This is a genomic window from Paraburkholderia sp. BGA-UO-ETr-F12 (genome assembly GCF_059567945.1).
Genome location: NZ_JCAQOZ010000033.1, coordinates 1 through 8,740 on the forward strand (window position 1 = coordinate 1; position 8,740 = coordinate 8,740).

9 protein-coding genes and 1 pseudogene are annotated in these 8,740 nt (G+C 62.6%); 2 read left to right on the top strand and 8 right to left on the bottom strand.

The features are described 5' to 3' along the window. The 4 genes and pseudogenes from AC57B6_RS16295 to AC57B6_RS16310 form a co-directional block, all read right to left on the bottom strand. Nucleotides 1-190 (bottom strand): annotated as a pseudogene (locus tag AC57B6_RS16295) (electron transfer flavoprotein subunit beta/FixA family protein); the annotation flags it as partial. A 261-nt stretch (nt 191-451) separates the two neighbouring features. Next, nucleotides 452-1,252, bottom strand: a complete 801-nt coding sequence (locus AC57B6_RS16300; protein WP_178369380.1) for a MetQ/NlpA family ABC transporter substrate-binding protein — start codon at nt 1,250-1,252, stop codon at nt 452-454. A gap of 47 nt (nt 1,253-1,299) precedes the next feature. Next, nucleotides 1,300-1,953: a methionine ABC transporter permease gene (locus AC57B6_RS16305; RefSeq protein ID WP_028200066.1), complete on the bottom strand. Its 654-nt coding sequence runs from the start codon at nt 1,951-1,953 to the stop codon at nt 1,300-1,302. Beyond that, on the bottom strand, nt 1,943-2,977 hold the full coding sequence (locus AC57B6_RS16310; RefSeq protein ID WP_028200067.1) for a methionine ABC transporter ATP-binding protein: 1,035 nt from the start codon (nt 2,975-2,977) through the stop codon (nt 1,943-1,945). The genes AC57B6_RS16305 and AC57B6_RS16310 overlap by 11 nt, the downstream gene beginning before the upstream one ends. 250 nt (nt 2,978-3,227) lie before the next feature. Between AC57B6_RS16310 and AC57B6_RS16315 the strand changes: the two genes are divergently transcribed. Then, entirely contained in the window at nt 3,228-4,130 is a 903-nt protein-coding gene (locus AC57B6_RS16315; RefSeq protein ID WP_183796537.1) for an alpha/beta hydrolase, read from the top strand. Between the two features lie 78 nt (nt 4,131-4,208). Here the strand turns inward: AC57B6_RS16315 and AC57B6_RS16320 are convergent, their stop codons facing one another. Both AC57B6_RS16320 and AC57B6_RS16325 read right to left on the bottom strand, forming a co-directional pair. After that, nucleotides 4,209-5,012, bottom strand: a complete 804-nt coding sequence (locus AC57B6_RS16320; protein ID WP_144193965.1) for an enoyl-CoA hydratase — start codon at nt 5,010-5,012, stop codon at nt 4,209-4,211. Nucleotides 5,013-5,075: 63 nt separating this feature from the next. Next, nucleotides 5,076-5,999, bottom strand: coding sequence for a histone deacetylase family protein (locus AC57B6_RS16325; protein WP_106352590.1), 924 nt, complete (start codon nt 5,997-5,999; stop codon nt 5,076-5,078). Between the two features lie 200 nt (nt 6,000-6,199). On the opposite strand from AC57B6_RS16325, the gene mltB reads away from it, so the two are divergent. Then, the gene (gene mltB, locus AC57B6_RS16330) at nt 6,200-7,432 is read left to right on the top strand and encodes a lytic murein transglycosylase B (RefSeq protein ID WP_496421711.1); all 1,233 of its coding nucleotides are present in this window, start codon (nt 6,200-6,202) and stop codon (nt 7,430-7,432) included. A gap of 144 nt (nt 7,433-7,576) precedes the next feature. On the opposite strand, the gene cysM is transcribed toward mltB, so the two are convergent. Together cysM and AC57B6_RS16340 are read right to left on the bottom strand one after the other, a co-directional pair. Beyond that, the gene (gene cysM, locus AC57B6_RS16335) at nt 7,577-8,479 is read right to left on the bottom strand and encodes a cysteine synthase CysM (RefSeq protein WP_028200072.1); all 903 of its coding nucleotides are present in this window, start codon (nt 8,477-8,479) and stop codon (nt 7,577-7,579) included. Between the two features lie 36 nt (nt 8,480-8,515). Continuing rightward, nucleotides 8,516-8,740 (bottom strand): hypothetical protein (locus AC57B6_RS16340; protein ID WP_496421712.1); only part of this gene is annotated, 225 nt, incomplete at its 5' end.

Below are 8,740 nucleotides of genomic sequence, written 5' to 3' on the forward strand. Positions count from 1 at the left end.
CCGCCGACACGGCGATCACTTCGGTCGCCACGCCCGCTTCCTTCAGACGCACTGCTTCTTCAACCGCGATTTCGTCGAACGGATTCATCGACATCTTCACGTTCGCGATGTCGACGCCCGTGCCGTCCGACTTCACCCGGACTTTCACGTTGTAATCGACCACTCTCTTCACTGGCACCAGGATTTTCATGCACACGCTCCAAAGTTACGAATACGTCAACCCAACGAACATTATAACGACTGCCCTTTCGCGGCAGCCGTGTCGCGGGCGCTCTAGCAGGAGGATATCGCTCCTCAGCGGCGTGACGGCAATATCGAACGATCGTTCTATTTTAATCTCGAAAAAACCCGGGCGACAACCCCGGGTTAAGACTTACGACTCTAATTTTGCATTGCCGCCGTGTCTTGCCATGCCAACAGTTGGAAAACGGCCGAAAAACCGGCCGTCAAATCACCAGGCCGTGATCACCGACCCGCCGAACTTGCTTTCGACGAACTGCTTCACTTCCGGCGAATGATACGCCGCGACCAGCTTCGCAACCCAGGGCTTGTTCCTGTCCGCTTCGCGGATTGCGATGATGTTCACGTACGGACCCTTCGGGTCTTCGATTGCGATCGCGTCCTGCTTGGGCTTCAGGCCCGCTTCCATCGCAAAGTTCGTATTGATCGCCGCGGCGTCCACGTCGTTCAGCGAACGCGGAATTTGCGCAGCGTCGAGTTCGACGATCTTCAGCTTCTTCGGGTTGTCGACGATGTCGAGCGGTGTTGCCTTCAGGCCCGCTTCGGGGCGCAGCTTCAGCAGCCCCTGCTTTTGCAGCAACAGAAGCGCGCGGCCGCCATTGGTCGGGTCGTTCGGCACCGCGATTTTCGCGCCCGGCTGCAATTCGGCGAGCGTCTTCACTTTCTTCGAGTAGATGCCCATCGGATACGTGACCGTGTCGGCGATACGGATCAGCTTGTAGCCGCGATCCTTCACCTGTGCCTGCAAGTACGGGTCATGCTGGTAGCTGTTCGCATCCAGATCGCCGCCGGCAAGCGCCGCGTTCGGCTGCACGTAGTCGGAGAATTCAACGATCTTGATGTTTAGCCCGTTCTTTGCCGCGACCGTCTTCACGACTTCCATGATCTGCGCGTGCGGGCCGCCGGTGACGCCGACCTTGATCGTGTCGTCAGCGTGAGCCGCCGTGGCGGCAGCGAACAGCGATGCGGCGCCGAGCGTGGCGGCCAGCTTGAGAATGAAACGACGTTGCATGATGGACCTTTTCTCGATTCTGCTTGGCGGGTTCCGATGACCCTTGTTTATTTATGGCTCAAACGACGCACGAGCCAATCCCCGAACGACTGCACCAGTTGCACGAAGACGATCAGGATTACCACGACCGTCACCATCACTTCCGGCAAGAAACGCTGGTACCCGTAACGAATGCCCAGATCCCCGAGCCCGCCGCCACCGATCGCACCGGCCATCGCCGAATAGCCGACCAGCGATACGAAGGTGATCGTCAAGCCGGCAACCACACCCGGCAGCGACTCAGGCAATAGCACCTTGAAAACGATCTGGCTGGTGGTCGCGCCCATTGCCTGCGCGGCTTCGATCAGACCGCGATCGACCTCGCGCAACGCCGTCTCGACCAGACGCGCGATAAACGGCGCTGCGGCGATCGTCAACGGCACCACGGCCGCAGCCGTGCCGATCGACGAACCCACCACGAGGCGCGTGAACGGAATCACTGCGACCAGCAAAATGATGAACGGTGTGGAACGCACCGCGTTGACGATCACCCCCATCACACGATTCACGGCAATGTTCTGCAACACGCCCTGGCGGTCCGTCAGATACAGCAGTACGCCGAGCGGCAGGCCGACGACCGCGCCGACCAACCCGGAAATGCCCACCATCACGAGCGTTTCCCAGAACGACTGGACGAACATATCGAACATTTCACTCAACATACGACAGCTCCTCCACCACCACACCCTGCTCGCGCAGATACGTCAGCGCCTGCGCCACTTTCGCCGGTTCACCGCCCGCCAGCACCGCGAGCGAGCCGAATGCCTGCCCCTGAATCTCGTCGATCTGGCCGTGCAGGATGTTGAAGTCGAGTTCGTAGCGGCGAATCGTTTCCGACAGAATCGGTTGATCGACACCCGAGCCGGTGAAGGCGAGGCGCAGCAAATGTCCGCTGCCGGTCTTGAGGCGTTCAGCCACGCGCGCCTTCATGGCGGGCGGCAGTTCCTGCGCGATCACGTCGCCGATCAGCGCGCGCGTGACTTCATGATGCGGTTGCAGGAACACGTCGATGACCTTGCCCTCTTCGACCACACGGCCTGCGTCCAGCACCGCGACGCGGTCGCAGACCTGCTTGATCACATCCATCTGGTGCGTGATCAGCACGATCGTCAGGTTCAGTTCACGGTTGATGCGCTTGAGCAGTTCGAGGATCGCGCGCGTGGTTTCGGGGTCGAGCGCCGAGGTCGCTTCGTCGGAAAGCAACACTTTCGGCTTGCTCGCCAGCGCGCGCGCGATGCCGACGCGCTGCTTCTGCCCACCGCTGATCTGCGCCGGATAACGGTCCTTCTGCGCCGACAGGCCGACCAGTTCGAGCAGCGGCAACACGTTCGCCTCGATCTCGTCGCGCTTCATGCCGGCGAGTTCGAGCGGCAACGCCACGTTCTCGTACACCGTGCGCGACGACAGCAGGTTGAAGTGCTGAAAAATCATGCCTATTTCGCGACGCGCCTCGCGCAATTGCGCGGCGGGCAGCGTCGTCAGATCGCGGCCGTTGACAACGATGTTGCCTTCGCTCGGGCGCGTCAGCAGGTTGATGGTGCGCACGAGCGTACTCTTGCCCGCGCCGCTGCGGCCGATGATGCCGAACACCTCGCCCGCCGGAATCGACAGATTGACGTTGTGCAGCGCCTCGACCCAGCCCCGTGGCCCGGCAAACCGCTGAGAGATATTGCGTATTTCGATCATGGAAAACAAAACGGCGGGGTTTGCCAACGAGCGTTGTGCGCTCCCGACAAGCGGCCGCCGTTGCTTTTATTGGGATTTGAACCCGCGATTCTACCGCAGCACCGTCATTCCCTTTAATAATCAATTACGATCTTTTCATAACCATAAAGCATTAGAGGCATGCCCGAGGCGAGACGCTCGCGTGCGCACACCCGCTGCGACTATGATCGGGCGATTCGAAATCAGGACACGTTCAGGATAAAGGTCAACCATGGACACAACCCGACCCGGCAATGCGCGTCCGATAGCGGGCGCCCCGAAAGGCGGCGCTGCACAGCGCTCGACCGTCACGACGGGCGACGGCATCGAACTGCCTCTGTATCGCTGGCCCGCCACGACACCCTTGCGCGGCACGGTTGCGCTTGTGCACGGACTGGCGGAGCATGCCGGACGCTACGCGGCGCTGGCGGATCGGCTGAATTCGGCCGGCTTCGAACTCGTCGCCATCGATTTGCGCGGACATGGGCATGCGCCGGGCAAACGCGTATGGGTGAACCGCTTCGACGACTATCTGCTCGACGCGCAGGCCTTGCTCGATGAAGCGGCAACGAGCTGCGCCCCGCTGTTCCTGATGGGGCACAGCATGGGCGGCGCGGTCGCGGCGCTATACGCGATCGAACGGCTCAAGGCGAGCGGGCGCCGGCTGAGTGGCCTGATCCTGTCGAGCCCCGCCCTCGCACCGGGTCGTGACGTGCCGCGCTGGATGCTCAAGGTAAGCCAGGTGATCAGCCGCATCTGGCCGACCTTCCCGGCGATGAAAATCGACGCGGCCCTGCTCTCGCGGCTTGAGCCCGTGGTGAACGCCAATCGCAACGATCCGCTGGTTCATCACGGCGCGATTCCCGCGCGTACGGGCGCGGAGTTGTTGCAGGCGATGGCGCGCATTGAACGCGGTCGGGGCGCATTAAGCGTGCCGCTGCTGGTGTACCACGGCACCGCCGACAAACTCACTGAACCCGAAGGCAGCCGCGATTTCGGCGCGCACGCCGGTTCGCCGGACAAAACGCTCACGATGCACGAAGGCAGCTATCACGAGACGATGAACGATCTCGACCGGGATCGGGTGATCGGCGCGTTGATCGACTGGATGGAGAAGCGGCTGCCCAGGGCCTGAGCGGCGGACGGCTCGCAAGCGTGCGGGTTTGCGCGCGGCCGGCGCACCGAACCCAGCCAATGGCCGGCAACGAGACGGCTAACGCTGCCAGTCCGGCGGCCGTTTATCGATGAAGGCCTGTACGCCCTCGAGCGCGGAGTCGTCCATCATGTTGCAGGCCATGGTCTGTCCAGCCAGCTGATACGCCGCTTCGATGCCCATTTCGAGCTGGCGATAGAACAGGCCCTTTCCGGCGCTCACCGCCTCCACAGGCTTCGCGCAGATGCTTTTCGCGAGTCGCGCGATCTCCGCATCGAGCGCATCGGCCGGCGCCACGCGGTTGACAAGGCCTTGCTGTCGCGCCTGCTCGGCGTCGATGAAATCGCCGGTGAGCAGCATTTCGAGCGCGGCCTTACGCGACAGATTGCGCGACAGCGGCACCGAAGGCGTCGCACAAAAGAGACCGAGGTTGACACCCGAGACGGCAAAGCGCGCAGTATCGGCGCAAACGGCCAGGTCGCACATTGCGACCAGCTGACAACCGGCCGCCGTGGCAATGCCGTGAACACGCGCGATCACCGGTTGCGGCATGCGCTGGATCGTCAACATCAGTTTCGTACAGCGCGCGAATAAGGCCTGGTAGTACGCCAGCGACGGCGCCGCGCGCATTTCCTTCAGATCGTGTCCCGCGCAAAAGGCGCGTCCGGCGCCGGCGATCACCACCACCCGCGCATTGGACTGCGCCAGCGCCGTCAATGCCGACTGCAACTCGTCGAGCAGGGCTTCGGAGAGCGCATTGAAGGCGTCGGGCCGGTTCATCGTCAAGCAGACGACGCCCGGCACGCCGTACGCGTCGTGTTCCATTTCCACCAGTGATGAAGCGCTGCGCACTTCGGCATTCATGGCTTGCTCCTCGTTGAACTCGTACGGTTCGCGCGACCTACTCAGCGCCCGCCGCGCGGAGGCTCAGATTCCGGCCAGCGCGCGCACATGCGCGACCACACTGCGCCCGAGCGCCGACAGGTTGTACCCGCCTTCGAGACAACTGACGATCCGCCCACCCGCATAGCGCTTTGCGATCTCGCGCACCTGGTCGGTGATCCATGCATAGTCGTCTTCGACCAGCCCCATGTTGCCCAGATCATCCTCGCGATGCGCGTCGAAGCCCGCCGAGATGAAGATCATTTCCGGCTTGAATTCATGCAGGCGCGGCAGCCACAGCATGTCGACCGCCTCGCGCACCGCCATGCCTTTCGAGCGCGCCGGCATCGGCACATTGCACATGTTGGGCGCCTGATTGTCGGCGCCGGTGAACGGATAGAACGGATGCTGGAAGATGCTGCACATCAGCACGCGCGAATCGCCCGTAAAGGCCGCTTCGGTACCGTTACCGTGATGGACATCGAAGTCGATGATCGCCACCCGCTGCATGCCGTGCACGTCGAGCGCATGACGCGCGGCGATCGCCACGTTGTTGAAAAAGCAGAAGCCCATTGCGCGTGCCGGCTCCGCATGGTGGCCAGGCGGGCGCACGCTGCAGAACGCGTTATCGAAGCGGCCTTCGATCACGGCGTCGGTCGCGGCCACCGCGGCGCCGGCCGCGCGCAACGCGGCCTGCAAGGTATGCGGATTCATCGACGTGTCAGGATCGATTTCCGCGAGCCCCTGCGCGGGCGAACGGCTGCGGATGTAGTCGACGTGGGCTTGCGTATGCACGCGCAACAGCGCGGCATCGTCGGCGAGCGGCGGCGATTCGCGCTCGATCAGCGAGTCGATGCGGCTCGCGATCAATTGATCCTCGATTGCCTGCAGCCGGGCCGGGCATTCGGGATGCCACTGCCCCATATCGTGCAGCAAACAATCGGCGTGGGAATAAAAGCCTGTTGCCATGATTCTCGTATGCGGCGCGGCGCTCTCAAAGCGCGCGCGGCGTGTCTCCGTCCAGGGCGCGCACACCAGGCGCACCAACATTTGCCAAGTTACCACACCATGCGACTGTGACGCGCTGGGCACAGTTTTGCGGGAGGCGTCGGGTATACTGCCCCGATCCGTTTTCCCCTGTCTCTTTTGCACTGCGCCCCCAGCTCACTATGACCGTCAAGCTTGCTCTGTCCGCACGAAACCGGCTACGCACGAAGACCGTGGCCACCGCACTGTCTATCGCGTCGTGCATGTTCATGGCAACCGGTCCGGCAATGGCGCAAAGCGTCACGAAGAAACCGCTGCTGGTGGCGCAAAGCCAGCCGCAACCGGCGGTGCCGCAAGGGCAAACCTTCGAAGAAGAAATCATTCCGCAGCGCTACGCGAACAATGCCAATGTGGACGCGTTCATCAGCGACATGGTGGCCCGCTACGACTTCGACGAAGCCGCCCTGCACGCCCTTTTCGCGCGCGTGAGCTATTCGGCCACGGCGGTCAAGCTCGTCACGCCGTCGCCCTCGCCGTCGGTCAAGAACTGGCGCGTGTATCAGTCGCGCTTTCTCGACCCGGTGCGCATCAACGCCGGCGTGCGCTTCTGGCGCGCCAACCAGGCCACGCTGCAGCGCGCCTATGAAGAGTTCGGCGTGCCGCCGGAAGTGATCGTCGGCATCATCGGCGTGGAGACTATCTACGGGCGCTTCATGGGCAACTTCCGCGTGCTCGATGCGCTGACCACGCTCACATTCGACTATCCGAATACCGCCAATCGCGCGGATCGCCAGGCGACCTTCCGCAAGAATCTCGAAGACTACCTGGTATGGACGCGCGATTCGCAAATCGATCCGACCACCGTGCTCGGCTCCTATACCGGCGCGATCGGGATTCCGCAGTTCCTGCCGAGCAGCATTGTGGAATACGCGGTGAGCTACGACGGCAACAAACAGATCGACCTGCGCACGAGCCAGGCGGATGCGATCGGCAGCGTGGCGAATTATCTGCGCCAGAACGGCTGGGAAAACGGCCGGCCGGTCGTGTGGAAGATCGGCACGGATGCCGGCAGCCTGGGTGTGGCGCAAGCAGCCGCCGACGGCAAGCCGGAGCCGCATTGGCCGCTGGACCAATTGCTGCGTGCCGGCTTGCTGCTGAACGAGCCAGACGTCGATATCGCGGCGGAAGCCGGCACGCCGGTGACCGTGGTGGATCTGCCGTCGCCGGGGCGCGGCACCGAGTACATGCTGGGCCTGAAGAATTTCTACGTGCTGACGCGCTATAACCGCAGTTTCTTCTACGCACTCGCGGTCTATCAACTGGGTCAGCGAGTCAAGGCGCAGATGGAAGCGAGCGACGCTGCGAACAACGCCGGCAGCGGCAATGCGGCGGCGCCTGACGCGGCTTCGCAGTAAGCTGGCGGCGCTTGGCGGACACTAGGCGATCAGGTCCGCGTCGCATTACAAACAGGTGGTAAGCGAAATAAAAAAGCGCCGGTCAAACCCGGCGCTTTTTTTGGTCAACTCAGTTCGAGGGTCGCTCGATGCGCCCGGGCGCAATCAAGCCGGGAACACACCCGTCGACAGATACCGGTCGCCCCGGTCGCAGACGATAAACACGATCGTCGCGTTCTCGACCTGGCGCGCAATGCGCAGCGCCACCTCACAGGCTCCGCCCGACGAGATGCCGGCGAAGATGCCTTCGACCGAAGCCATGCGCCGCGCCATCGCTTCGGCTGCGGCCTGACTCACGTTCTCGACGCGGTCCACACGGCTGCGATCGAAAATCTTCGGCAAATAGGCTTCCGGCCATTTGCGGATGCCCGGAATGCGCGAACCCTCTTCAGGCTGTGCGCCGATGATCTCGATCGCCGGATTCTGTTCCTTCAGATAGGTGGACACGCCCATGATCGTGCCGGTCGTGCCCATCGACGAGACAAAGTGCGTAATTCGCCCTTCGGTATCGCGCCAGATTTCCGGACCCGTACCTTCGACATGCGCGGCCGGATTGTCCGGGTTCGCGAACTGGTCGAGGATGATGCCCTTGCCTTCGCGCTGCATCTGTTCGGCCAGATCGCGTGCGTACTCCATGCCGCCCGTGACCGGCGTCAGGACGATCTGCGCGCCATAAGCAGCCATGCTCTGACGGCGCTCCACCGACAGATCTTCCGGCATGATCAGCACCATCTTGTAGCCGCGGATTGCCGCCGCCATGGCCAATGCGATGCCGGTGTTGCCGCTGGTCGATTCGATCAGCGTGTCGCCCGGTTTGATGCGCCCACGCGCTTCCGCCTTCTTGATCATCGACAGCGCCGGACGGTCCTTCACCGACCCCGCGGGGTTGTTGCCCTCGAGCTTTGCAAGGATCACGTTGTTGCGGCTGCGAATCTCGTCGTCAGTCAGCCGGACGAGTTGCACGAGCGGCGTATTGCCGATCGTGTCTTCAATCGTTTTGTAAGCCATATCGGTTCTGGTGCTCTCGATAGATGCGCGGGGTCTCTAATCCATCGATTCTAAACCACCATGCGCACGGTCGCCGTGCAGCCCTTCCGGGCGTATGGATGCAGGCGTTGCGAGCGAGCCCCCGCCCGAACGCAAAAAACCGGCTCTTTCAAAAATGGAGTGGGTAATGCGGCTCACGACGCATGCGGATTGAGTGCTGAGAAGTCGAGCTTTCCGGCGATGAGGAACAGCACGGTGCGCATGGTCTTGAAGCTGGCGTAC